This window comes from Pseudomonas sp. 3A(2025), from assembly GCF_054589175.1.
Genome location: NZ_BAAILM010000017.1, coordinates 153,473 through 176,881 on the forward strand (window position 1 = coordinate 153,473; position 23,409 = coordinate 176,881).

At 60.8% G+C, this 23,409-nt stretch carries 22 protein-coding genes and 1 pseudogene; 15 read left to right on the forward strand and 8 right to left on the reverse strand.

From position 1 onward, the window contains the following. Positions 1 to 2 precede the first annotated feature (2 nt). From ACYP2A_RS06570 to dksA, 4 genes are all read right to left on the reverse strand, one after another. Complete coding sequence (locus ACYP2A_RS06570) at positions 3 to 2,975, reverse strand: sensor histidine kinase (RefSeq protein WP_459743806.1); 2,973 nt, start codon at positions 2,973 to 2,975, stop codon at positions 3 to 5. Next, on the reverse strand, positions 2,959 to 3,135 hold the full coding sequence (locus tag ACYP2A_RS06575; RefSeq protein WP_002552060.1) for a hypothetical protein: 177 nt from the start codon (positions 3,133 to 3,135) through the stop codon (positions 2,959 to 2,961). The genes ACYP2A_RS06570 and ACYP2A_RS06575 overlap by 17 nt, the downstream gene beginning before the upstream one ends. Before the next feature lie 128 nt (positions 3,136 to 3,263). Further along, complete coding sequence (gluQRS, locus tag ACYP2A_RS06580) at positions 3,264 to 4,160, reverse strand: tRNA glutamyl-Q(34) synthetase GluQRS (RefSeq protein ID WP_459743809.1); 897 nt, start codon at positions 4,158 to 4,160, stop codon at positions 3,264 to 3,266. Between the two features lie 72 nt (positions 4,161 to 4,232). Beyond that, complete coding sequence (gene dksA / locus ACYP2A_RS06585) at positions 4,233 to 4,670, reverse strand: RNA polymerase-binding protein DksA (protein WP_459743811.1); 438 nt, start codon at positions 4,668 to 4,670, stop codon at positions 4,233 to 4,235. 264 nt (positions 4,671 to 4,934) lie between these two features. On the opposite strand from dksA, the gene ACYP2A_RS06590 reads away from it, so the two are divergent. From ACYP2A_RS06590 to deoC, 6 genes are all read left to right on the forward strand, one after another. Then, positions 4,935 to 6,107, forward strand: coding sequence for a pyridoxal phosphate-dependent aminotransferase (locus tag ACYP2A_RS06590; protein ID WP_459743813.1), 1,173 nt, complete (start codon positions 4,935 to 4,937; stop codon positions 6,105 to 6,107). After that, positions 6,107 to 6,832 carry a DNA/RNA nuclease SfsA gene (gene sfsA, locus ACYP2A_RS06595; RefSeq protein ID WP_459743814.1) on the forward strand — a complete coding sequence of 242 codons (726 nt, stop codon included), beginning with the start codon at positions 6,107 to 6,109 and terminating at the stop codon, positions 6,830 to 6,832. The genes ACYP2A_RS06590 and sfsA overlap by 1 nt, the downstream gene beginning before the upstream one ends. Before the next feature lie 103 nt (positions 6,833 to 6,935). Further along, on the forward strand, positions 6,936 to 7,811 hold the full coding sequence (locus tag ACYP2A_RS06600; protein ID WP_459743816.1) for a heme/hemin ABC transporter substrate-binding protein: 876 nt from the start codon (positions 6,936 to 6,938) through the stop codon (positions 7,809 to 7,811). A 50-nt stretch (positions 7,812 to 7,861) separates the two neighbouring features. Beyond that, on the forward strand, positions 7,862 to 8,833 hold the full coding sequence (locus ACYP2A_RS06605; protein ID WP_459743850.1) for a FecCD family ABC transporter permease: 972 nt from the start codon (positions 7,862 to 7,864) through the stop codon (positions 8,831 to 8,833). After that, the gene (locus tag ACYP2A_RS06610) at positions 8,833 to 9,600 is read left to right on the forward strand and encodes a heme ABC transporter ATP-binding protein (RefSeq protein ID WP_459743818.1); all 768 of its coding nucleotides are present in this window, start codon (positions 8,833 to 8,835) and stop codon (positions 9,598 to 9,600) included. The genes ACYP2A_RS06605 and ACYP2A_RS06610 overlap by 1 nt, the downstream gene beginning before the upstream one ends. Positions 9,601 to 9,723: 123 nt before the next feature. Continuing rightward, the gene (gene deoC / locus ACYP2A_RS06615; protein WP_459743819.1) at positions 9,724 to 10,488 is read left to right on the forward strand and encodes a deoxyribose-phosphate aldolase; all 765 of its coding nucleotides are present in this window, start codon (positions 9,724 to 9,726) and stop codon (positions 10,486 to 10,488) included. A 184-nt stretch (positions 10,489 to 10,672) separates the two neighbouring features. On the opposite strand, the gene ACYP2A_RS06620 is transcribed toward deoC, so the two are convergent. Then, positions 10,673 to 11,017: a pentapeptide repeat-containing protein gene (locus ACYP2A_RS06620; RefSeq protein WP_459743821.1), complete on the reverse strand. Its 345-nt coding sequence runs from the start codon at positions 11,015 to 11,017 to the stop codon at positions 10,673 to 10,675. 92 nt (positions 11,018 to 11,109) lie between these two features. Then, entirely contained in the window at positions 11,110 to 12,651 is a 1,542-nt protein-coding gene (locus ACYP2A_RS06625; RefSeq protein WP_459743822.1) for a bifunctional aminoglycoside phosphotransferase/ATP-binding protein, read from the reverse strand. A 129-nt stretch (positions 12,652 to 12,780) separates the two neighbouring features. Between ACYP2A_RS06625 and mrcB the strand changes: the two genes are divergently transcribed. Genes mrcB through ACYP2A_RS06640 form a run of 3 tightly spaced genes read left to right on the forward strand, consistent with a single transcriptional unit; the run spans position 12,781 to position 16,197 of the window. Continuing rightward, a complete protein-coding gene (gene mrcB / locus ACYP2A_RS06630; RefSeq protein ID WP_459743823.1) occupies positions 12,781 to 15,099 on the forward strand; it encodes a penicillin-binding protein 1B in 2,319 nt (772 codons plus the stop codon). Positions 15,100 to 15,115: 16 nt separating this feature from the next. Next, the gene (locus ACYP2A_RS06635; RefSeq protein ID WP_459743825.1) at positions 15,116 to 15,862 is read left to right on the forward strand and encodes a hypothetical protein; all 747 of its coding nucleotides are present in this window, start codon (positions 15,116 to 15,118) and stop codon (positions 15,860 to 15,862) included. Then, complete coding sequence (locus ACYP2A_RS06640; protein WP_459743826.1) at positions 15,862 to 16,197, forward strand: YqcC family protein; 336 nt, start codon at positions 15,862 to 15,864, stop codon at positions 16,195 to 16,197. The genes ACYP2A_RS06635 and ACYP2A_RS06640 overlap by 1 nt, the downstream gene beginning before the upstream one ends. On the opposite strand, the gene ACYP2A_RS06645 is transcribed toward ACYP2A_RS06640, so the two are convergent. After that, a complete protein-coding gene (locus tag ACYP2A_RS06645) occupies positions 16,185 to 16,610 on the reverse strand; it encodes a DUF4124 domain-containing protein (RefSeq protein ID WP_459743828.1) in 426 nt (141 codons plus the stop codon). The two genes, ACYP2A_RS06640 and ACYP2A_RS06645, sit on opposite strands and share 13 nt — an antisense overlap. Before the next feature lie 399 nt (positions 16,611 to 17,009). Between ACYP2A_RS06645 and ACYP2A_RS06650 the strand changes: the two genes are divergently transcribed. The 6 genes from ACYP2A_RS06650 (at position 17,010) to msrQ (ending at position 23,019) form a co-directional block, all read left to right on the forward strand. Then, on the forward strand, positions 17,010 to 18,734 hold the full coding sequence (locus ACYP2A_RS06650; RefSeq protein ID WP_459743830.1) for an acetolactate synthase 3 large subunit: 1,725 nt from the start codon (positions 17,010 to 17,012) through the stop codon (positions 18,732 to 18,734). Positions 18,735 to 18,736: 2 nt separating this feature from the next. Further along, entirely contained in the window at positions 18,737 to 19,228 is a 492-nt protein-coding gene (ilvN, locus tag ACYP2A_RS06655; protein ID WP_025258538.1) for an acetolactate synthase small subunit, read from the forward strand. 46 nt (positions 19,229 to 19,274) lie between these two features. Further along, positions 19,275 to 20,291: a ketol-acid reductoisomerase gene (gene ilvC / locus ACYP2A_RS06660; protein ID WP_459743832.1), complete on the forward strand. Its 1,017-nt coding sequence runs from the start codon at positions 19,275 to 19,277 to the stop codon at positions 20,289 to 20,291. A 200-nt stretch (positions 20,292 to 20,491) separates the two neighbouring features. Beyond that, positions 20,492 to 21,340: a CDP-diacylglycerol--serine O-phosphatidyltransferase gene (gene pssA, locus ACYP2A_RS06665; RefSeq protein WP_459743833.1), complete on the forward strand. Its 849-nt coding sequence runs from the start codon at positions 20,492 to 20,494 to the stop codon at positions 21,338 to 21,340. A gap of 63 nt (positions 21,341 to 21,403) precedes the next feature. After that, a complete protein-coding gene (gene msrP, locus ACYP2A_RS06670) occupies positions 21,404 to 22,417 on the forward strand; it encodes a protein-methionine-sulfoxide reductase catalytic subunit MsrP (RefSeq protein ID WP_459743835.1) in 1,014 nt (337 codons plus the stop codon). After that, complete coding sequence (gene msrQ, locus ACYP2A_RS06675; protein ID WP_459743836.1) at positions 22,417 to 23,019, forward strand: protein-methionine-sulfoxide reductase heme-binding subunit MsrQ; 603 nt, start codon at positions 22,417 to 22,419, stop codon at positions 23,017 to 23,019. The genes msrP and msrQ overlap by 1 nt, the downstream gene beginning before the upstream one ends. A 104-nt stretch (positions 23,020 to 23,123) precedes the next feature. Here msrQ and ACYP2A_RS06680 read toward each other — a convergent pair. Beyond that, positions 23,124 to 23,409, reverse strand: a pseudogene (locus ACYP2A_RS06680) (hypothetical protein); the annotation flags it as partial.

Below are 23,409 nucleotides of genomic sequence, written 5' to 3' on the forward strand. Positions count from 1 at the left end.
ATTCAGTTCTCTCGACGGTCTCGGTTCACGGCGGACGTCGCGTCGACATTACGCGGTAAGGTCACCCTTATGCGGGTACCGCGTTGCCGTTCGGGATCGGCCGGGCTGTCGATGGTGATTTGTCCATAATGCTCTTCAACGATGGAATAGACCAGAGCGAGGCCCAGTCCGGTTCCTTCACCTGGATCCTTGGTGGTGAAGAAAGGTTCGAACAATCGGTCCATGATTGCCTTTGGAATACCGCTGCCTTCATCTTCGACGATCAGGTCCACAGTATGTTCGGACGCCTCGCTCTTGACCCGCACGGCGCTGCCGGGTGTTGACGCATCGCGGGCGTTGGAAAGCAGGTTGATCAGCACCTGGGCCAGCCGTTGCGGGTCGCCGTCTACCCAGTGCGCGGGGTCACACAGATTATAGAACTGCACCTCGAAGTTGCGCCGGTTCAGGGCCAGCAGGCCGATGGCGTCCTGCGCCACCTCGGCCAGGCACACTGGCTCGTCGCTGTGCTGGTGGGCGCCGGCATGGGCAAAACTCATCAGCGATTGCACGATGCGCGACACACGCTTGGTCTGCTCGACGATCTGGCTGCTGATTTCGGCCAGCTCCGGGTCTTCTTCACGCTCTTCGCGCAGGTTTTGCGCCAGGCAGGCGATGCCGGTAATCGGGTTGCCGATCTCGTGGGCTACGCCGGCGGCCAGGCGACCGATACTCGCCAGCCGTTCGGAATGCACCAGCTTGTCTTCGAGCATCTGCGTTTCGGTCAGGTCTTCGACCAGCAGCACCAGGCCGCTGTTGCCTGGCGCCAGGGGCTCGTCGATGGCGGCCTTGTGCAGGTTGAGCCAGCGCGTCTGGCCATCCAGTTGCAGCTTCTGTTTGTGCAGGTGCTCGTCGGGCTCACGGATGAAGTCGCGCAGCAGGCTTTTCCACGGCTCGACGATGGTGCTCAGGCGCGAGCCGACCACGTGCTGGGCCGGAATGGCGGTCAGCTCTTCCATGGCGCGGTTCCACATCAGGATTTCCTGGTCCTTGGCCAGCGAGCACACGCCCATCGGCAGCTCTTGCAGGGTTTGCCGGTGATAGCGGCGCAGCGCATCGAGTTCGGCGGCCAGCCCGGTCAGGCGCGAGTGATAGTCCTCGAGCCGGCTTTCGATGAAGTGGATGTCTTCGGTAACGTATTTTTCGTTACCGGACTTGTAGGGCAGGAAGGTCTCGACCATGTCCTGCGCCACGCTGGGGCCCATCAGGCCTGACAGGTTGGCTTCTATGCGGTCGCGCAGGCGACGCAACGCGTAAGGGCGCCGTTCGTCGAACGGCAGGTAGAGGTCGCGCAGGGCCTGTTCGACTTCCTTCTGCGCGGCCTTGGCGCCCAGCGGCTTGGCCAGTTGCGTGGCGAATTCCTGCGGGGAGGCAGCAAACAGTTCGCGGCGCTGCGGGCGGCGCACGTTGTCCACTGCGCAGGCCTCGGCGGCGCTGACTTCTTCGGGGCTGGCATTGGTGAACAGCGACACCAGGGTAAACAGCAGCACGTTGGCCGCCAGCGAAGCGATGGCTGCCATGTGCCAGCTGGTGTCGTCCAGCACATAGATCATGTTCAGCATCGGAATATAGAAGCCTTCCATGTTACCGAGCAGCGGTAACAACATGCTGAAGACCCACACTGTGATGCCGGCCAGGATCCCGGCGATGAAGCCGCGCCGGTTGGCGGTCGGCCAGTACAGCACCGACAGCACCCCCGGCAAAAATTGCAGGGTGGCGACAAAGGCGACGATGCCCATGTTGGCCAGGTCTTGCTGGGCACCGAGCATCAGGTAGAAGCAGTAGCCGGCGGTGATGATGGCGATGATCAGGCCGCGGCGGGTCCATTTCAGCCAGCGGTAGATATTGCCTTCGGCCGGCGGCTGGTACAGCGGTAGTACCAGATGGTTAAGGGCCATGCCCGACAGCGCCAGGGTGGTGACGATGATCAGGCCGCTGGCCGCCGACAGGCCGCCGACGTAGGCCAGCAGGGCCAGGGATTTGCTTTGCACGGCCATGCCGATGCCCAGCGTGAAGTATTCCGGGCTGGTACGTGCACCGAGCTTGAGGCCGGCCCACAGAATCAGCGGCACCGCCAGGCTGAGCAGCAGCAGGTACAGCGGCAGGCCCCAACTGGCGCTGACCAGGGATCGCGGGTTGAGGTTTTCGGTAAAGGTCATGTGGTACATGTGCGGCATGACGATGGCCGAGGCGAAGAACACCAGCAGCAGCGTGCGCCACGGGCCTTCCTGCAGGGGCGTGTGCAGCGAGGCGAGGGCGGTCTGGTTTTGCAGCAGCCAGACTTCGAGCTGCGACGGGCCGCCAAACACGGTGTACAGGGCGTAGATGCCCAGGCCGCCGAGGGCGATCAGTTTAATGATCGACTCGAACGCGATGGCGAACACCAGGCCCTGGTGTTTTTCACGCGTAGCGATGTGCCGCGAGCCGAAGAAGATCGTGAACAGGCTGATCAGTGCACAGAACGCTATCGCCACCCGGTTGCGCACCGGCTCGCCGGTGAGGATGCCGATCGAGTCGGCCACCGCCTGGATTTGCAGGGCCAGCAACGGCAACACGCCGATCAGCATGAAGATGGTGGTCAGCGCGCCAGCCCAGGTGCTGCGAAAACGAAACGCGAACAGATCGGCCAGCGACGATAACTGGTAGGTGCGGGTGATCTTGAGGATCGGATAAAGCAGCACCGGCGCCAGCAAAAAGGCGCCCGACACCCCCAGGTAGCTGGACAGGAAGCCGTAGCCGTACTGATAGGCCAGGCCGATGGTGCCGTAGAACGCCCAGGAGCTGGCGTAAACCCCGAGCGACAAGGTGTAGGTCAGCGGGTGGCGAATGATCCAGCGCGGGATCAGGCCGCGTTCGCTGATCCAGGCCACGCCGAACAGCACCAACAGGTAGCCGGCGCTGACCAGCAGCAGGTAGGTCAGGCTAAAGCTCATCGGCATCTCGCTGGCTTTGCAGAATGAACGTCACCACGATCAGGATCAGCCACAGCATGTAGGGGCGGTACCAGGCGCCTGTCGCGTCGATCCACCAATCCATGATGGCCGGCGAGAACAGGTAGATGCCGACCACCAGGAGCAGGACCAGCCGATAGATGTACATGCTGCCTCCGTAATGTGCGCCGCAGGGCGGTGGATGGCCTGCCCTGTTGTGGGGCGGGTGAGGTGCGGCATGTTAACCAATGCCCGGCAACCTGCAAGCGGCGTTTTTCGCAGTATGCGGCAACCGCTCTAGTGCGGGTGTTCTACTTCACTGTCCGGGATGGCGAGCACCTTGGGAATCAGGTCGCTGTTCCACTGGCGGGTGGCCTGGGCGAGCAGCTCGTGTGGCGTGGCGTATTCAAGGTGGGCATCGAGTGGCTGCCCCAGTGCGCGCAAGGCCCGCAGCAATAGCGGCGTGGCCTGATCGGCGGGCAGCGGCGGCGAGCGGTAGGATTTGCCGAGCTTGTGGCCATCCGGTTGGGTGATCAGCGGTACGTGCAGGTAGCGCGGCTGTGGCACACCGAGCAGTTCTTGCAGATACAGTTGCCGCGGCGTGGAGTCGAGCAGGTCGGCACCGCGCACGATATCGGTAACGCCTTGCCAGGCGTCGTCGATGACCACCGCCAGTTGATAGGCATACAGCCCGTCGCGACGACGAATGACAAAGTCGCCGGCCTCGCGACCCAGGTGCTGGCGCAGCAGGCCCTGAACCCGGTCGGTAAAGTGGTATTCCACTTCCGGGACGCGCAGACGAATGGCGCCTTGTTCCGGGGCATGTCCAAGGTTGCGGCACAAGCCTGGGTAAATGCCGTTGAAGGGCTCCAGTTGCTTGCGCGAGCAGGTGCAGGTGTAAGCCAGGCCATGGCTGAACCAGCGTTGCAGCACCTGAGCGTAAGCTTCATGCCGGTCGCTTTGCCGAACGCAGTCGCCGTCCCATTCAAAGCCGTAGGTTTCCAGCGTCTGCAAAATGGCCGTCCGGGCGCCGGCAACTTCACGCGGCGGGTCGAGGTCTTCCATGCGCATCAGCCACAGGCCGCCTGCCGCACGGGCATCGAGATACGACGCGAGAGCGGCGACCAGTGAACCGAAATGCAGGTAACCGCTGGGCGTTGGCGCAAAGCGCCCGATATAAGAAGGGTTTTTCATGGGCCGATATTACTGGCTGGCCAATAGCCGGAAAACAAAAAAGACGCCGAAGCGTCTTTTAGGTCGTCAGCGTTACTTGCCGACTTGTTTTTCTTTGATTTCTGCCAAGGTCTTGCAGTCGATGCACAGGTCGGCCGTCGGGCGGGCTTCGAGGCGGCGGATACCGATCTCGACACCGCAGGATTCACACCAGCCGTATTCTTCGTCGAGGATCAGTTGCAGCGTCTTGTCGATCTTTTTGATCAACTTGCGTTCACGGTCGCGCGCGCGAAGTTCAAGGCTGAACTCTTCTTCCTGGCTGGCACGATCGGCGGGGTCAGGGAAGTTGGCCGCTTCGTCCTTCATGTGGTCTACCGTACGGTCGACCTCCACCATCAAATCCTGTTTCCACTTGTTCAGGATCTTGGTGAAGTGCGCACGCATGGGTTCGCCCATGTACTCTTCACCCGGTGTCGCCTTGTAGGGTTCGAGGCCGCTGATTAGATTTTGTTGCTTATCTTGGGTGGGCATGTATGGACCGCCTCTCACTCTTTTCTAATCTATTGCGCAGGATGTTCCATCACCGACACCCGTCGGCCCTGCAGGTGCAAGCCGGCGAACTTACCAGATCAAATCGGAGTTCGCCACTCCCGGTTGTCGAGCATGACGCCTGCTGTGAACAGCCCGTTGAAAGTCCACCTGCCATGGATGAACTCTAGTCATTGCAGGGCGTCGTAGTTTGTTTTTTGTTGTTTAATTAGCTCTTTTTGTCGCCTGCCCCCAGGAAGGAAAATCATGGTCCAGCCTTACAGTGAGCGCAGCCGCGCCATCGAACCGTTTCATGTCATGGCGCTGCTTGAGCGGGCCAATGAATTGCAGGCGGCGGGCCACGATGTCATCCATCTGGAGATCGGCGAGCCGGACTTCAGTACCGCCCAACCGATCGTCGAGGCCGGGCAAGCCGCCCTGGCGGCCGGCAAGACCCGCTATACCGCCGCCCGCGGCCTGCCAGAGCTGCGCCAGGCCATTGCGGGTTTTTACGCCACCCGCCACGGCCTGGACATCGACCCGCAGCGCATCATGGTCACACCGGGCGGCTCTGGTGCCTTGCTGCTGGCCAGCAGCTTGCTGGTCGACCCCGGCAAGCACTGGTTGCTGGCCGACCCTGGCTACCCGTGCAACCGGCACTTTTTGCGCCTGGTCGAAGGCGCAGCCCAACTGGTGCCGGTGGGCGTCGAGGAGCGTTACCAGTTGACCGCGCCACTGGTCGACCGCTACTGGAATCAGGACAGTGTTGGCGCCCTGGTCGCTTCGCCGGCCAACCCGACCGGCACATTGCTCAGCCGTGATGAGCTGCAATCCTTGTCGACCGCGCTTAAAGCGCACAACGGGCACTTGGTGGTGGACGAGATTTACCACGGCCTGACTTACGGCGTTGATGCCAGCAGCGTGCTGGAAGTCGACGACGAAGCTTTCGTCCTTAATAGTTTTTCCAAATATTTCGGCATGACGGGCTGGCGCCTGGGTTGGCTGGTAGCGCCACCAGCGGCCGTCGGTGAACTGGAAAAGCTGGCGCAAAATCTGTACATCAGCGCATCGAGCGTGGCGCAGTATGCCGCGCTGGCCTGTTTCGAGCCGCACACACTGGACATTCTCGAACAGCGCCGCGAAGCGTTCCGGCAGCGGCGTGACTATTTACTGCCGGCGCTGCGCGAGCTGGGCTTCGGTATTGCCGTAGAGCCTGAAGGGGCGTTTTACCTGTACGCCGATATCAGCGCGTTCGGCGACGATGCCTTCGCGTTCTGTCGTTATTTTCTAGAGCAGGAACACGTCGCCTTTACCCCAGGGCTGGACTTTGGCCGCCACAAGGCCGGTCACCATGTGCGTTTCTCTTACACCCAGAGCCTGCCGCGCCTGGAGCAGGCGGTCGAACGGATTGCCCGTGGCTTGCGGAGCTGGCAAGGCTGATGCGCTTTTCTCCCCCCCTTGAAACCGGACGGCTGTTGCAGCGTTACAAGCGCTTTCTGGCCGATATCGAAACCGACAGCGGCGAACGCTTGACCATTCACTGCCCCAATACCGGCTCGATGCTCAATTGCATGCTGCCGGGCGGGCGAGTGTGGTTCAGCCGCTCCAATGACCCCAAGCGCAAATTGCCCGGCACCTGGGAAATCAGCGAGACCCCCCAAGGGCGGCTGGCCTGTATCAATACCGGGCGGGCCAATACGCTGGTTGAAGAGGCATTGCGTGCCGGAGTGATCAGCGAGCTCAACGGCTTCACCGCGCTCAAGCGCGAAGTGCCTTACGGCGTGGAAAAAAGCCGGGTGGATTTTCGCCTGCAATACCCGCAAGGCGACCTGTACCTGGAGGTCAAGAGCGTCACGCTGGGCTTCGATGACTCGGCGGTGGCGGCGTTTCCGGATGCCGTGACCCAGCGTGGCGCGCGTCACTTGCGTGAACTGGCGGCGCTGGCCCGTGACGGCGTGCGTGCGGCCTTGCTGTATTGCGTGAACCTGTCAGGCATCGAGGCGGTGCGCCCGGCCGAAGAGATCGACCCCGCTTATGCGGCGGCCTTGCGCGATGCGAAGGCGGCAGGTGTGCAGATTCTGGCGTATGGCGTCGATATCAGCCCTGAAGAGGTACGTATCGTGCGCCGTTTGCAGGTGCAAGAGGGCATGCCGCCAGGCCTGTAACGCCATGGCGCTTGACCTGCAAATGCAAACAATTATCAAATGTCAGGGCTTCGCAGCCTGATAGCCATTGGCTGCACCGATTCTCCTGGACAGGAATTCCTGCATGCCTTTGCGTACGTTGTGGCTGGCGCTTTGCGCCAGTGTGTTGATCAGCCCCATGAGCCAGGCCGACGAGCCGCCCAAGCGTCTGGTCAGTGCCGGTGGCGCCCTGAGCGAGTGGGTTGTCGCGCTTGGCGCGCAACCGAGCCTGGTCGGGGTCGACACCACCAGCCAGAACCCTGAGTCGCTCAAGTCGCTGCCACGCATCGGCTATCAGCGTCAGCTCTCGGCCGAAGGCATTCTCAGCCTGCGCCCCGATGCTTTGGCGGGCACTGAAGAAATGGGCCCGCCCGCGGTGCTTGAGCAGCTTCGTGCTGCCGGCGTGCGGGTTGAAGTGCTGTCGGCAAAGGCTGACCTTGCCGATCTGCAAGACAACTTGCAACGCCTGGGCAAACTGCTGGGTGCATCCGCTCAGGCCGAGCGCCTGAATACTGAGTTTCGCCAGCGACTGGACACCCAGCAGCAGTGGGTGGCTCAGGCCCGTACCCAGCAAGCGATTCCCGATGTCCTGCTGCTGGTCGGCCAGGGTGGCGGCAAACCCATGGTGGCCGGCAAGGGCACGGCGGGCGACTGGCTGATCACCCGCGCCGGTGGGCGTAACCTGGCGACCCATGAAGGCTACAAGGTGTTTTCGACCGAGGTCATGGCCGCGCTCGACCCGCAGGTATTGATCGTGGCTGACCGTACCTTGCGTGGCACGGCGGTGCGTGAGGCATTGCTCAAGGAAAATCCGCTGCTGGCGGCGACCACGGCGGTGCGCAATAACCGGGTGTTCGACCTCGATCCAACCCTGTTGGTCGGCGGCCTGGGCCCGCGTTTGCCGGCGCAATTGCAGCGTGTGTCTGAGGTGTTGTACCCCGGCGCCTATCCGCTTCCATGAAGCGCGGGCTGCCACCGCAGGCGTTGTTTGCGCTATTGATCGGCCTGTGCCTGATCGCGACCTGGCTGTCGCTGGCGCTGGGGCCGGTCAGCCTGCCACTGGGCGATGTGCTGCGTGCCCTGAGCGGCTTGGTCACGCCGGGCGAGATGAGCCAGGCTGAGCTGATCATCGGCCAGATCCGCCTGCCTCGGACCTTGCTTGGCTTGACGGTGGGCGCCGTGCTGGCATTGTCCGGGGTGGCGATGCAGGGGCTGTTTCGCAATCCACTGGCAGACCCTGGCCTGATTGGCGTGTCCAGTGGCGCGGCGTTGGGGGCGGCGCTGGCGATTGTCGGCGCCGCGATGTGGGGCAATGTGCCGGCGCTGATTGCACCTTACCTGCTGTCGCTCTGTGCGGTGCTGGGTGGCCTGCTGGTGACGGCGGTGGTGTACCGGCTGGGCCGGCGCAACGGCCAGACCAGTGTGGCGACCATGCTGCTGGCGGGCATTGCCTTGACGGCGCTGTCGGCGTCGGTGATCGGGTTGCTGACGTATCTGGCGGATGATGCGACCTTGCGTGCCCTGACGTTCTGGAACCTGGGCAGCCTCAATGGCGCCAGCTATGCGCGGCTTTGGCCGTTGCTGCCGGTCTGTGCGCTGATCGTCTTGTGGTTGCCGCGCCGGGCCAGAGCGCTCAATGCCTTGCTGCTGGGCGAGTCCGAGGCTCGCCATCTGGGCGTGGACGTGCAGTCGCTCAAGCGCGAACTGATGTTCTGCACGGCGCTGGGGGTGGGCGCGGCGGTGGCGGCGGCCGGGTTGATCGGCTTTGTCGGGCTGATCGTGCCGCACCTTATCCGTCTGCTCAGTGGCCCCGATCACCGGGTGCTGTTGCCGGCTTCGGCCCTGGCGGGTGCCAGCCTGCTGCTGTTCGCCGATCTGTTTGCACGCATGGTGCTGGCGCCGGCCGAGTTGCCGATCGGCATTATCACGGCCTTGTTGGGCGGGCCGTTCTTTTTGTATCTGCTGGTGCGAGGAGCGCGTTGATGCTGCGTGCACAGAATCTTCAGGTGCGGCGCGGCGGGCGCAGTGTGCTGGCCGGTATCGACCTGAACGTACAGCCGGGCCAGGTGCTGGGTGTGCTGGGGCCCAATGGCGCTGGCAAGAGCACTTTGTTCGGCGCGCTGAGCGGTGAACTCAAGCTGTCGGCGGGCGAGGTCTGGCTGGCCGACAAACCCCTGGCGCAATGGCTGGGCAGCGAGCGGGCCCGACGGCTGGCCGTGTTACCGCAGCATTCGAGCCTGGACTTTGCCTTTCGGGTCGATGAAGTGGTCGGCATGGGCCGGCTGCCCCATGCCACCGGTCGTGAACACGATGCTGATGTAGTGCGGCAGGCCTTGCAGGCCGGCGATGCTCTGCACCTGGCTGAGCGGGCCTACACTGCGCTGTCGGGTGGCGAGCGCCAGCGTGTGCATCTGGCGCGGGTACTGGCGCAGCTCTGGCCGGGCGACAACGGTTGCACCCTGTTGCTCGATGAGCCCACCTCGATGCTCGACCCCCTGCACCAGCAGACAATTTTGCAGGCGGTGCGAGGGTTTGCCGGGCGCGGTGCTGCGGTCATGGTCATCCTGCATGATCTGAATCTGGCGGCGCGCTACTGCGACAGGTTGCTGTTGTTGCATGAAGGGCGGGTGCAGGTGGCGGGCACGGCGGCTGAGGTCTTGCAGCCGGCGGCGCTCAAGACGGTGTTTGGGCTGGATGTGCTGGTGCAACCGCATCCCGAATTGGGGCATCCGCTGGTGATCGCTCGTTAAAGCCCCTCGGATATCTCCTGAGATGCTGTAGGCCGATTCCCAAAATCCGGTCTGTCGGGTTCTGACGACAGCGACTGGTCTATTGTCGTGCCCGACTGATTTTCGCAGTGGAGTGCATGAGCAATGAGCGTCGATGACGAGCAATTGGCCCATCAGGCAATCGGCCTGCTGGAGCTGTTGGCCTTCAATCAGCAAGACACCGAGCAACGCATCGTCAGCCTGTGCCGCAGCGCACTGACGCCAGTCGGGCCGGTGGCGGGTGTATGCGTCTATCCGCATTTTGTATTTCTGGCGCGATCCACGCTCGATCGTTTGCAGGCGCACCAGGTGCGGGTGATTGGTCTGGTCAACTTCCCGGCGGGCCGGGCCGATGTCGAGATGGCGGTCCAGGAAACCCGGACAGTCCTGCTGTCGGGCGCCGATGAGGTGGATGTGGTGTATCCGTTTCGGGCGCTGTTGGGGGGCGACACACGGATCGGTGCTGAGTTGATCGCCGCGTGCAAGGCCGAATGCGGCAATCGGGCGCCGCTCACGGTCACTCTGGAAACCGGTGACCTGCGCGACCCGCAACTGATTCGCAATGCTTCACGGGCGGCGATTGCGTCGGGTGCCGACTTTATCAAGACCTGTACCGGCCGCTTGATAGCGCCAGCGACCCCGCAGGCGGCGCGGATCATGCTGGAGTCGATTGCCGAGGTTGGCGGGCAGGTGGGGTTCAAGGTGGCGGGTGGTCTGCGTACCGTGGCTGACGCGCAAGCGTTTCTGGCGTTGGCCAAAGGCCGTTTCGGGCCGAACTGGCTGTCGCCGCAACGGGTTCGCCTGGGGGCTTCGAGTCTGTTGAGCGATGCGTTGGCGCGCCTGGGATTGCTGGGCGCCGATGAATTTTGAGCAAAAAAAAGACCCGGCAAAGAGCCGGGTCAAAAACCGTGATTAGCCTGATGAGGAGATAATCTGAGAGTCCGAACCAAGGTCTTTCAGGTTACCGACCAGTCTCGCGACCAGTTGTGATAATCATAACGATTCTCATTTCGAAGTCAACACTTCTTTTTCAGGCATTTTGAAATAGCCGTTTTCAGCGCGTGCGGTAGCGCAGGCGGGTGCCGAAATTGACCGACATCAGAATCTCGTCTGCGCTCAGCTCTGGAGGGAAGTAGGTCCCCGAGATCTGCGCATGGGCAATGCTTGCCCCTTCGAGCGGATTGCTGCGCAGATCCAGGCCGCGCAGGTCGGCCGAGCGAAAATAGGCGTCGGTGAAGTCGATGCCGCTAGTGTCCAGGTTACGCAGGTCCAGACCCCGGAAGTCCCCGCCGCGCATGTCGAGGATGCCTTTGGAGGGGCGTTCCTGATTGAAGCCTTCGATATCATCCTTGCGCAGCAACACATACAGCGGCGAATCAATTTGTTTGGGCTGGCTCATGGCGATTCTCGGGGCTGTTGGATTTATGGCGCCATTATATCGCCACTATCTTGAGGCCGTGAAGCGTCGTCCGCTTAACGGCCGTATTACTTTCAGAGTCCCGGCAAGCGCTGGTGCAGGTTGTCTATCAGCGTGTCCAGGTCACCGCTGAAGTCGGTACGAATGTGCTTGCTGAGCAAGGTTTCTTCGGCGCTCAGTGGCTCGCGGCTGGCCTGCTGGGCGAGGACGACTTCAAGGGTGGCCTCGGACGGATCGTTGTTTTCAGCCTGGCGCTGTTGCAGCCAGCCTTCGATCACCGCCTGCGGTGCTTCGCAGTCCAGAATCAGGAACGGAACGCCGTAAGCCTGCGCAACGCTGGCTGCGGCCTGGCGCTGTGCGTGTTTGAGGTAGGTGGCGTCGAGCACTACCGAGAAGCCGGCGCGCAGCACAATACCGGCCAGTTCATGCAGGCGTGCATAGGTCGCTTCGTGGGCATCGGCACCATAACGCGCTTCGCTGCCGCTCTCGGCGAACAAGCGCTTGCGCTCGACGTCCGAGCGCAAGCGTATCGCGCCCAGCGATTGCACCAGGCGCTGGGCAACCTGGCTCTTGCCCACGGCCGATACGCCGTGGGTAATGGTCAGGAAAGGCGAGGGGATGGCGCTGTAGCTTTCGGCCAGGTTGGCGTAGTTGCGGTACTGACGCAGCGAGGTGGAGCGCTGAACGGCGTCCGCATCGGCGGGCATGCTGAACAGGGCAATCTTGGCCCGTACCATGGCCCGGTAAGCCTTGTAGAAGTTGAACAGTTCCAGGCCCTGGTAATCGCCGGTCAATTCCAGGTACCGGCTGATCAGTCGTCGCGACAGGGTCTTGAGGCCGCGGTCTTCAAGGTCCATGGCCAGAAAGCCGATGTCGGCGTAAACGTCGGTCATGCGGAAGGGTTCGTTGAATTCGATGCAGTCGAACAAGACGACTTTGCCATCGATCAGCGCAGCATTGCCCAAGTGAATGTCACCATGGCACTCGCGAATAAATCCTTCGGCCTTGCGTTGAACCAACAGTGGCTTGAGCCGCTCAAAGCTCGACTCGGCCCAGGCCTGCAGGGCATCGAGCTGCTGCAGGTCGGCTTTTTCGCTGAGGAAAGGACGAATTTGCTCAAAGTTTTGCGTGACCGGTGCCATGACGCTGTCAGGCGAACCCAATTCATTTTCAGCGCCGACTTTCGGTGCCGAAAGATGGAAGTGGGCGATCTGGCTGGCCAGTTCGTCGATATGGCCCAGGGTCAATTCGCCGTTGGCTTGCAGGGTGCTGAGCAGGCCGCTTTGCGGAAACTGGCGCATTTTCAGGGCGTATTCGATGGCCTCGCCATCGCCGCCCAGTTGTGGGGCTTCGGCCGAGCCGGTCAGCGGGATGACTTCCAGGTACAGGCCTTCGGTGAGGCGCTGGTTGAGGCGCAGCTCTTCATGACAGAAGTGCTTGCGCGCCGCCAGGGTGGTGAAGTCCAGGAAACCGAAATTCATCGGTTTCTTGATCTTGTAGACATAGGGGCCTGTGAGCAGCACCCACGAAATGTGTGTTTCGATAACCTGAAAATCCTCCACCGGATGAGGGAAAAGGCCAGGGTTTTGCAGGGCTGCGATCAGTGACTGGCTCACGGTCGATCCTTGATGAATGATTTGAAAATAAATGGCTCAGGCCGGCCATTATGGCTGCTCGGCGTAATGCTGCAAACCGCTCGCCTGAGCGTCTGTCGAACCTTCGCAAACTGCGTATAATCCGCGCCCATGACTCGATCCCGCACTTCCCGTACCCCCAAAAAGCCCTCTTCCGGCCGTCTTCGCACTTTGCTGGGCTGGGCGCTGAAGCTCAGTATCGTCGGCGTGGTGATCATCGCCGGCTTTGCCATTTACCTCGATGCCCAGGTCCAGGAAAAGTTTTCCGGCAAACGCTGGATGATTCCGGCCAAGGTCTATGCCAGGCCTCTGGAGTTGTTCGTTGGCCAGAAGCTCAGCCGCGACGACTTTCTGATCGAGCTCGATGCTCTGGGTTATCGCCGTGAGAGCGTGGCCAACGGGCCGGGCGCTGCTGCTGTTAATGGCAACACGGTCGACCTGAACACCCGTGGCTTTCAGTTTTATGAAGGCACTGATCCGGCGCAGCAGATCAAGGTGCGTTTCTCGGGCGATTTTGTGGCTGATCTGTCGTCGGCCAATGGCACCAAGCTGGCGGTGGCACGCCTTGAACCGTTGCTGGTCGGCGGGCTGTACCCAAAGAATCTCGAAGACCGGATTCTGATCAAGCTCGATCAGGCGCCGCCGTATCTGCTCGAAACGCTGATTGCCGTCGAAGACCGCGACTTCTATAGCCACTTTGGTGTTTCGCCCAAATCCATTGCCCGGGCTATCTGGGTCAACGCGTCATCCGGAAAGATGCGTCAGGGCGGCAGTACCCTGACCCAGCAGTTGGTAAAAAACTTTTTCCTGACGCCTGAGCGCAGCCTGTCGCGCAAACTGACCGAAGCGATGATGTCGCTGTTGCTGGAGCTGCATTACAGCAAGCAGGAAATTCTCGAGGCTTACCTCAACGAAGTGTTCGTCGGGCAGGACGGGCAGCGTGCGGTGCATGGTTTCGGTCTGGCCAGCCAGTATTTCTTCAGCCAGCCGTTGTCTGAACTCAAGCTGCATCAGGTGGCATTGCTGGTCGGGCTGGTCAATGGACCGTCGTACTACAACCCGCGCCGCAACCCGGAGCGTGCGCTGGAGCGGCGTAATCTGGTGCTCGACCAGTTGGTGCTGCAAGGCGTGGCGCCGGTCGATGTGGTTGAAGCAGCGAAGAAAATGCCGCTGGGTGTAAGCCGCACCGGTAGCCTGGCCGACAGCTCGTTTCCGGCCTTCATGGACCTGGTCAAGCGCCAGCTACGCGATGACTATCGCGATGAAGACTTGACCGAGGAGGGGCTGCGAATTTTTACCAGCTTCGACCCGATCCTGCAGATGAAATCCCAGGCGGCCATGGACGAAACGTTCAAGCGCCTGGCCGGGCGCAAGGGGGCCGATGAAGTCGAGGCTGCCATGGTCGTGACCAACCCGGAAACCGGCGAGGTCCAGGCGTTGCTCGGCAGTCGCAAGGCCGGTTTTGCAGGCTTTAACCGCGCCATCGATGCGGTGCGTCCGATCGGCTCGCTGGTCAAGCCGGCGATTTATCTGACCGCGCTGGAGCAACCGCAAAAGTACACGCTGACCAGTTGGGTGGCCGATGAGCCGTTCCAGGTCAAAGGTGCCGATGGGCAAGTCTGGAAGCCGCAGAACTACGACCGCAAGGCGCATGGCAATATCTTCCTGTACCAGGGGCTGGCGCATTCCTACAACCTGTCCACCGCCAAACTGGGTCTGGAACTGGGCGTGCCGACGGTGTTCAAGACCCTCAACAAGCTGGGTGTGACCCGTGAGTGGCCGGCGTATCCATCGATGCTGCTGGGTGCCGGCGGTCTGAGCCCGGTTGAAGTGGCAACCATGTACCAGACTATTGCCAGCGGTGGTTTCAACACGCCGATGCGCGGTATTCGCAGTGTGCTGACTGCCGAAGGCGAGCCGCTCAAGCGTTATCCGTTTCAGATTCAGCAGCGTTTCGATCCGGGCGCAATCTATCTGGTGCAGAACGCCATGCAGCGGGTGATGCGCGAAGGTACGGGCCAGTCGGTCTATAACGTGTTGCCTAAAACGCTGAATCTGGCGGGCAAGACCGGCACCAGTAACGACTCGCGCGACAGCTGGTTTGCAGGTTTCAGCCAGGACGTGCTGGCGGTGGTGTGGATGGGCCGTGACGATAATGGTCAGACGCCGTTTACCGGTGCCAGCGGCGCGTTGCAGGTCTGGACCAGCTTCATGCGCAAGGCCGAGCCGTTGCCGCTGAACATGACCATGCCGGACAACGTGGTGCAGGCCTGGGTCGATGCCGCTACCGGACAAGGCTCCGATGCCAGTTGCCCGAATGCTGTCCAGATGCCGTATATTCGCGGCAGTGAGCCGGTGCCGGGTGCAACCTGTGGTAGCCCCGCCGCTGATGAGCCGGTCATGGACTGGATCAAGGGCTGGTTGAATTAAGTGAAGAGGGTTTGATGTGAATAAGTGGTGGATTCCAGCTGTAACCGCCCTGGCTGTGCTCAGCGGGTGCGCCAGTGTGCAGCAAGGCGCGATCCCGGTCGTCGACTCGGGCTCCAGGGTGTCCAGCAGCGAGCGCGTGAGCGCTCCGCGCAATACGGGCTACCGTGCCAATACCGCGCCAGTGCAACAGGCCCAGGCCATGCCCGACGATTCCGGGGTGACGGTGATGGTGCCTGGCGGCGGTGGCAATATCCAGACTTACTCGGCACCGGCGGCGCAAGTGCCTTTCAGTGTCGACTCGGCACCGGTCAACAGTGCGCCGGTGTATCAGCCGCCGGTCGATACGGCGCCGTTGAACACCAGCAGCTACAGTTTGCCTTCGGCGCCTACCGGCATTCCGTCCAACGCCAACCGCGGCGCCTTGTCGGCAGACGAGCAGCTTGATGGTCCGGTGCTGGCGTTGCTCACCACCGCGCAGCAACAGCAAAGCGGTGGCGACCTGAACGGCGCCTCGTCCAGTCTGGAGCGCGCCCAGCGCGTGGCCCCGCGTGAGCCGCAGGTACTGTACCGTCTGGCTCAGGTGCGTCTGGCCCAGGGAGATGCCGCCCAGGCCGAGCAACTGTCGCGTCGTGCGCTGACCTACGCCAACGGCCGTGCCAGCCTGCAGGCCAGCCTGTGGGAATTGATCGCCCAGTCTCGCGAGAAGCAGGGCGATGCTGCCGGTGCCGCGCAGGCACGCCAGAAAGCCCGGGTTAACCTGTAATGGATGCACGTATGCCGGCGCTGGCTGATCACCTGTTGTTGATCGAACGAGAGCTACGTGAACGGGGGTGGTGGCAAAGCACCGCGCCCGACGCCAAGGCCCTGTCCAGCCAGGAGCCGTTCAGCGTCGATACCCTGTCTTTCGAGCAGTGGCTGCAATGGATCTTTCTGCCGAAGATGAAAATCATCATCGAGCAGGATCAGCCACTGCCCCGGGTGTCCGGCATCCGGGAAATGGCCGAGATGGTCTATGTCGATCGTCCGGAGCAGGCGCGCACTCTGCTGAGCCTGCTGGAGCAATTCGATCAGTTGATCGGCAAGGCTCAGTCGCAATAATCGGTAATCGCTTTTTGGCTTTCTGCGATCCGCGCCTGGCGCTCTTCTTCGTTCAGGCGTTTGAAGCCACCTTCTGCAGGCACACGTACGCGGGGGTTGTTCTTCAGTTGCGCGAGGTTGGTGCGCATGACCTCGCACATCGCGTTGCGCTTGCCTTCGGCGGCGCTGACTTGCTGCTTGACCTTGTCGTCGATGGCCCGCTGCCGTGCATCGGGCTCTGGCGCCGGCTGGATGGCGACAGAACCTGACAACGGTGGCCGCTGAATATCGACAGGGGCTATCTGCTGGCCAGCCGGGGGCGTGGCATCGAAATGCGTCACCCCTTGGGCGTCGACCCATTTGTAGATTTGTGCGGCCTGGGCGCTCAGGCCTATCGCCATCGACAAAGTGGCCGAAAGGATCATCCTGCGCATGCGGCTTCCTTGAAATAACAGTGCTGGGCGAAAGCTATCACATCGTTGTCCGGACGTGCGCGTGACGACCGGGTGATAGCGAAACATGCAAGAAAGCTTACGGACAGCTTGACTTGAGAGGGACGAATCACAACAATTCAAAGTTCGCTGTAGGGGGACTGCCAGAAGCAGACCGTCTCGGTAGATCATGAGGCGCACATCCGCGTCGACCTGTAACACCCGCAACGCGTTACCTCGCGCTGGGTGGGACCGTTCCGCAACACTCAGGGACATCCCAATACTTGCTCAGTCAGTGCTGACGTAGTCGGCGACCACCGTCGCTCATGCTCTGCTTGGCAGTAAACCTATTAAGACCCGTCCACCGATGGACGGTATTCTGGCGTTTTAGAGGTGAACAACGTGGAGCTTTTATCTGGCGCTGAAATGGTCGTCCGCTTCCTGCGTGACGAAGGCGTTAAGCATATTTATGGATACCCCGGCGGCGCGCTCCTGCACGTGTACGATGCGTTGTTCCAGGAACCGGCGGTCAGCCACATTCTGGTCCGTCACGAACAGGCTGCAACGCACATGGCCGATGGCTATGCACGTGCAACCGGCAAGGCCGGCGTGGTGTTGGTCACTTCCGGTCCCGGCGCAACCAATGCCATTACCGGCATTGCCACGGCCTACATGGACTCGATCCCGATGGTGGTCATTTCCGGTCAGGTGCCTAGCACGCTGGTCGGTACCGATGCTTTCCAGGAAACCGACATGATCGGTATCTCCCGGCCGATCGTGAAGCACAGCTTCATGATCAAGCACCCGAGCGAGATCCCGGAAGTCCTGAAAAAGGCCTTCTACCTGGCACAGTCCGGTCGTCCGGGCCCTGTGGTCGTCGACCTGCCAAAGGACATGACCAACCCGGCCGAGAAGTTCGAATACGTTTATCCCAAAAAGGTCAAACTGCGCTCCTACAGCCCGGCCGTTCGTGGTCATTCCGGCCAGATCCGCAAGGCCGTCGAGATGTTGCTGGCCGCCAAACGCCCGGTGATCTACGCCGGCGGCGGTGTGGTCATCGGCAACGGCTCGGCACCGCTGACCGAACTGGCCCAATTGCTCAATGCACCGGTCACCAATACCCTGATGGGCCTGGGCTGCTACCCGGGTACCGACCGCCAGTTCGTTGGCATGCTGGGCATGCACGGCAGCTACACCGCCAACGTGGTGATGCACCACACCGACGTGATCCTGGCTGTCGGCGCGCGTTTCGATGACCGCGTCATCAACGGCGCTGCCAAGTTCTGCCCAAGTGCCAAGATCATTCATATCGACATCGACCCCGCATCGATTTCCAAGACCATCAAGGCCGATGTGCCGATCGTGGGCCCTGTCGAAAGCGTGCTGACCGACATGGTCGCCACGTACAAGGAAATCGGTCAGGCGCCGGACAAAGAGGCGGTTGCCGCCTGGTGGAAGCAGATCGAAGAGTGGCGTGCCGGTGGCGACCTGTTCCCGTACGACCGTGGCGATGGCACCATCATCAAGCCGCAGAAAGTCATCGAGACCCTGCACGAAGTGACCAAGGGCGATGCCTACGTCACCTCCGATGTGGGTCAGCACCAGATGTTCGCTGCCCAGTACTATCGCTTCGACAAGCCTAACCGCTGGATCAACTCCGGCGGCCTGGGCACCATGGGCTTCGGCTTCCCGGCGGCCATGGGCGTCAAGCTGAACTTCCCGGATGCCGATGTGGCCTGTGTCACCGGCGAAGGCAGTATCCAGATGAACATCCAGGAACTGTCCACCTGCCTGCAATACGGCTTGCCGGTGAAGATCATTCTGCTCAACAACGGTGTGCTGGGCATGGTTCGCCAGTGGCAGGACATGAGCTACGGCGGTCGTCACTCGCATTCCTACGTCGAATCGCTGCCTGATTTCGTCAAGCTGGTCGAAGCCTATGGTCACGTCGGCATTCGTGTCACCGACCTCAAGGACCTCAAGCCCAAGCTCGAAGAAGCCTTCGCCATGAAGGATCGCCTGGTATTCGTCGACATCCAGGTCGATGTGAGCGAGCACGTCTATCCGATGCAGATCAAGGATGGCTCGATGCGCGATATGTGGTTGAGCAAGACGGAGCGGACATAATCATGCGGCACATCATTTCGCTACTGCTGGAAAACGAACCGGGCGCACTGTCGCGTGTCGTCGGCCTGTTTTCGCAGCGTAACTACAACATCGAAAGCCTGACCGTGGCCCCGACCGAAGACCCGACCCTGTCGCGTCTGACGCTGACCACCGTGGGGCACGATGAGGTGATCGAGCAGATCACCAAGAACCTCAATAAGCTGGTTGAAGTGGTCAAGCTGGTCGACCTGTCAGAGAGCGCGCACATCGAGCGCGAACTCATGCTGGTCAAGGTCAAGGCCACGGGTGCACAGCGGGCCGAGATCAAACGCACCACGGATATCTTCCGCGGGCAGATCGTCGACGTCACGGCCAGCGTCTATACCGTGCAGTTGAGTGGTACCAGCGACAAGCTGGACAGCTTCATTCAGGCCATCGGCACCGCCGCTATCCTGGAAACAGTTCGCAGTGGCGTAACGGGTATTGCCCGCGGCGACAAAGTGCTGAGCATCTGATCAATTTGCAATTTGGCCTGAACGGCCAAGATAACAGGGGATTTACATGAAAGTTTTCTACGACAAAGACTGTGACCTTTCGATCATCCAGGGCAAGAAAGTCGCGATCATCGGCTACGGTTCCCAGGGCCACGCTCAAGCGTGCAACCTGAAAGACTCCGGCGTTGACGTCACTATCGGCCTGCGCAAAGGTTCGGCCACTGTCGCCAAGGCTGAAGCCCACGGCCTGAAAGTGACTGACGTTGCTTCGGCTGTTGCTGCTGCCGATGTCGTCATGATCCTGACCCCGGACGAGTTCCAGGGCCAGCTGTACAAGCAGGAAGTCGAGCCAAACCTGAAGCAGGGCGCAACCCTGGCTTTCTCGCACGGTTTTGCAATCCACTACAACCAGGTCGTGCCGCGCGCTGACCTGGACGTGATCATGATCGCACCGAAGGCCCCAGGCCACACCGTGCGTACCGAGTTCGTCAAGGGCGGCGGTATTCCTGACCTGATCGCGATCTACCAGGACGCTTCGGGCAACGCCAAGAACGTCGCGCTGTCGTACGCTTCGGGCGTTGGCGGTGGCCGTACCGGTATCATCGAAACCACGTTCAAGGACGAGACTGAAACCGACCTGTTCGGCGAACAAGCCGTTCTGTGCGGCGGTACCGTCGAGCTGGTCAAAGCCGGTTTCGAAACCCTGGTTGAAGCGGGCTACGCGCCAGAAATGGCCTACTTCGAGTGCTTGCACGAACTGAAGCTGATCGTTGACCTCATGTACGAAGGCGGTATCGCCAACATGAACTACTCGATCTCCAACAACGCCGAATACGGCGAGTACGTGACCGGTCCTGAAGTCATCAACGAAGAATCCCGCAAGGCCATGCGCAACGCTCTGAAGCGCATCCAGGACGGCGAGTACGCGAAGATGTTCATCAGCGAAGGCGCTACCAACTACCCGTCGATGACCGCCAAGCGTCGTAACAACGCTGCCCACGGCATCGAAATCATCGGCGAGCAACTGCGCTCGATGATGCCTTGGATCTCGGCGAACAAGATCGTCGACAAGTCCAAGAACTAAGTTCTCGGTGCTTTGAAAGAACGCGGCCAACTGGCCGCGTTTTTTCGTTATAGGAGGTAAGAAACGTCTGCCGTTCGGCCATACGGCCTGTGCTGGAAGGTCAATGGTCCAAGGTTCTGGTATAAAGCTGCATCGTTTGCCGGCGAACCCTCGTGGCAGACACCTGTCCAATTTTTTCAAACTGCTGCAAGGTAATTTTCATGAGCGAACGTCCTGAGGAAGCCCGCAAGGGTTCCGACGCCGAAAGCCTGCTACCGATCGATGAGCACGTGGAAGAGGGGCATGATGCCGAAGGGCGCAAAGTCCGCCACCGTGGCATCTATCTGTTGCCGAACCTGTTCACCACGGCCAATCTGTTCGCAGGTTTTTATTCCATTATCAGCTCCATGAGCGCCCAGAGTGCTTTGAGCGCAGGCGATGCGGCGGGGGCGAGCAAGTATTTTGCATTCGCGGCCATCGCCATTTTTGTCGCCATGGTACTCGACGGTCTCGACGGGCGTGTGGCGCGCATGACCAACACCCAGAGCGCATTCGGTGCCGAGTACGACTCGCTGTCTGACATGGTGGCCTTCGGTGTTGCGCCTGCCTTGCTGGCATTTGGCTGGGCCTTGGGCGACATGGGCAAGGTGGGCTGGATGGTCGCGTTCATCTATGTAGCGGGTGCGGCATTGCGTCTGGCGCGCTTCAATACTCAGGTCGGCAAGGCCGACAAGCGCTACTTCATTGGTCTGGCCAGCCCGGCAGCGGCGGGTGTGGTAGCAGGGACGGTCTGGGCCTTCAGCGATTTCGGCATCCAGGGCTCCAAGCTGTCTTTCCTGGTGGCGTTGCTGGTCGCTGCGGCGGGCATGCTGATGGTGAGCAACATCAAGTACAACAGCTTCAAGGAACTGGATCTCAGAGGGCGCGTGCCATTTGTTGCCATTCTTGTCGTGGTTCTGGTATTTGCCGTGGTGTTCAGTGACCCGCCGCGTATCCTGCTGCTGATTTTCCTGGGCTACGCGCTTTCAGGTCCTGTTCAGTATCTGTTACGTCTGCGCCGTCGCAAGTGAGCTGATTTTCTGCATACTCCAGAGGTCTATTGGTGAACCTGTCACCGAAGCCGTGGAGTCATCATGCTGATCAAGCTTCCCTCGACCTCCGACTCTCGCGAGTCGGAGGTCACACCTGAATCCCTCTATCTTTCCCGTCGTTCATTGCTGGGCGGCTCGCTGACTGCCGGAGCGATCGCTGCTCTTCCGCGGTGGGCGAGTGCGGCAGATCCTTCCTTGTATCCTGATGTCGAGCCTGGCAAGGCGCCGGCCTGGCTTGCCGACAAGCTGGGTGCGACCCGCTGGCAGGCGGTGACGGTCAAGGGCGAGGCGATCACGCCTTATAAGGATGCGACCCACTACAACAACTTCTACGAGTTCGGCACCGACAAGGGCGACCCTGCAAAAAATGCAGGCTCGCTGAAAACCGAACCCTGGAGCGTGGTTATCGATGGCGAGGTCGGCAAGCCCGGTCGCTATGCGCTGGAAGACTTCGTCAAACCCTATCAGCTAGAAGAACGCATCTATCGGCTGCGCTGTGTCGAAGCCTGGTCGATGGTCATTCCCTGGATCGGCTTTCCGCTGGCCGATTTGCTCAAGCAAGTCGAGCCGACCTCCAAAGCCCGCTATATCCGTTTCGAAACCCTCCAGGATCCACAGTCCATGCCGGGTCAGCGCTCCGGCTTTGCGCTGATTGACTGGCCTTATGTAGAGGGCTTGCGTCTGGATGAGGCGATGCATCCGCTGACGATTCTTGCCGTTGGCATGTATGGCCGCGAGCTGCCGAATCAGAACGGTGCCCCGCTGCGGCTTGTGGTGCCGTGGAAGTACGGCTTCAAGGGCGTGAAGTCCATTGTGCGCATCAGTCTGGTCAGCGAGCAGCCGAAAACCACCTGGCAGAGTATCGCGGCCAGCGAGTATGGCTTCTATGCCAACGTCAATCCGCAAGTCGATCACCCGCGCTGGAGCCAGGCGCGCGAGCGGCGTTTGCCCAGCGGGTTGTTCAGCCCCAATGTGCGGCAGACCGATATGTTCAATGGCTATGCAGACGAAGTGGCTTCTTTATATAGCGGCATGGATCTGCGCAAGGATTACTGATGCGTTACGGACTATGGCGGGTGAGCGTTTTTCTGGCCGCGTTGGCGTTTCCGGTGTTCTGGCTTTATCAGGCCTGGATTTTTGCCTTGGGGCCGGACCCCGGAAAGGTGTTGGTGGACAGGTTGGGGCTGGGCACGCTGATTCTGTTGTTGATCACCTTGAGCGTCACACCGCTGCAGCGTTTGACCGGGTGGGCGGGCTGCATGGCGGTGCGCCGGCAATTGGGGTTGTGGTGTTTCGCTTATGCGCTGTTGCACCTGGGTTTGTATGCATTGTTCATTCTGGGGCTGGACTGGGGGCAGCTGGGTGTGGAACTGGTCAAGCGTCCGTACATTATTGTCGGGGCGCTGGCGTTGCTGGGGCTGCTGGCGTTGGCAGTGACCTCCAACCGTTATAGTCAGCGTCGTCTCGGGCGTCGCTGGCGCAGGCTTCATCAGTTGATCTATGTGATTCTGATCCTTGGCCTGGTGCATATGCTGTGGATTGTTCGCGCCGATCTTGAGGAGTGGGCTGTCTATGCAAGTCTGGGGGCGTTCTTGTTGCTGCTACGTATTCCTTTTATTGCCCGGAAAATCCCGCGTTTATTGAAGGTTCAGAGATAAGTGACAGTATTTTGAAATTAAGTGTTGACGCCCCGTCTCAGCGCTCTATAATGCGCACCATTCCCGCCGCGGAAGAAACTGAAAACTTCTTGAAGATCAACGAGTTAGAAGCGAAAACGGCGAGGGAATGGTGCAGGCCTCCGGGCCCGGCGGTGAAAAAAGGCAGTTGACAGTAACTTCGGTTGCTGTATTATTCGCCTCCCGCTGACGAGTTGATCGAAAGATCGCTCGGCACGCAAGTGATCGAAGTTTGGATGTGTTGAAAACTTCTGAAAATAATCACTTGACAAGTTACTGAGGCGCTGTAGAATGCGCGCCTCGGTTGAGACGAAAGGCTCAACCAACCGCTCTTTAACAATTGAATCAAGCAATTCGTGTGGGTGCTTGCGG